1 protein-coding gene is annotated in these 1,329 nt (G+C 48.0%); it reads right to left on the bottom strand.

What is annotated here, in order from left to right; genetic code table 11:
• Window positions 1-47 precede the first annotated feature (47 nt).
• Window positions 48-1,329 (bottom strand): cytochrome c biogenesis protein CcdA (locus tag ACQKCG_RS13925; RefSeq protein WP_427585500.1); only part of this gene is annotated, 1,282 nt, incomplete at its 5' end.

Here is a 1,329-nt window from a genome sequence, read left to right as displayed (position 1 = left end):
CTTTTTAATGGGTAGAAATGATGTGGAATTTATCTACATTTAAACGATTAATTTAGCGCGGTTAAGGTTTGCTCAAACGCTGCGCGCCCGATTTCACCCACTTGCTGATTGACCAATTGCCCGTCTTGATAATACAGCAATGCTGGCGGACCAAATAGTTTATAACGCGCTAAGATTGCTTTTGAATCCGCTGTAGTCTCTGTGATATCAAGTTTGACCAATTGCCAATCTTGCATTTGCGCAGGACGATTATGAAATAAGTTTTTATCCATAATCCGGCATGCAATACACCATTCGGCGGTGATAAAGACCAGAACTTTAGGATTGGCGGCGACAATAGTGTCTAGCTCAGCCAGCGTCGTGACCGTCTTATCGGTTGCATTACTGGTGGCTGGTTGACCAGCAGTTGTCTGCAGCACCGGAACCGCAGTTAGGGAGGCAAGCGGATGCAAGCTGTCGTCATTGCCCAATGCGGCGCCGACGATTAAACACGTCGCCCAAATACCAGCGATTAAGCCTAGCGCTTGGGTCAGCATCCGACCTTTGCCTAGCCAGCTCCACGCCCACATCGCCACGACCATAAACCACAGCGCCCAAACCATCAGCATCACAGGCGAGATAAAGACGCGTTCAATTAATAACAATGCCACGGCAAAAAGCAACAAAGCAAAGCCCTGCTTGACCCAATTCATCCACTCGCCTGCTTTTGGCATGATTTTACCTTGGGTCGCGCCAATTAAGATAAGCGGCGCCGATAAACCAAAACCGAGCATAAATAAAGCGGCAAAGCCAAGTAATGGACTGCCAATCGTCGATACGGCGAGTAGCGCCCCAAATAAGGGTGCCGAAACGCATGGCGATACCACGAGCGCCGATAAGAATCCCGCAATTAAACTGCCGCCCGTACTACCAAGCTTGCTATCCCCCGCTTGGCTTAGACCCTGCATTTTACTACTGATAAATCTCGGCAGACGAATGCTAAATACGCCCAACATATAAAGGGCTAATAAGACAAAAACGATGGCAAACCCAATTAAAATAATCGGATTTTGTAGCCAACCGATAATGCCTAACGATTCGCCAAATACCGCAATGACCGCGCCTAAAATACCATAAGCGATGGCAACACCAATAGCGTAGCTGGTCGTTAAAATAACACCGCGTTTTACCGTTGGATTGTCTTCACGCGCGACGATATTGGCAACAATCGGTAGCATCGGTAACACGCATGGCGTCAATGCCAAGACCAACCCTGCCAAGAACAATAACACCAATGCCAACCACGGATGCGAAGCTAAGCCAAAAGGGTCACTATTAATGGCGTTATCA

The organism is Psychrobacter sp. NPDC078929, from assembly GCF_050267985.1.
Taxonomy (GTDB): Bacteria; Pseudomonadota; Gammaproteobacteria; order Pseudomonadales; family Moraxellaceae; genus Psychrobacter.
The sequence above is the reverse complement of the archived record's forward strand: the minus strand, read 5'-3'. Positions and strand labels throughout refer to the sequence as shown.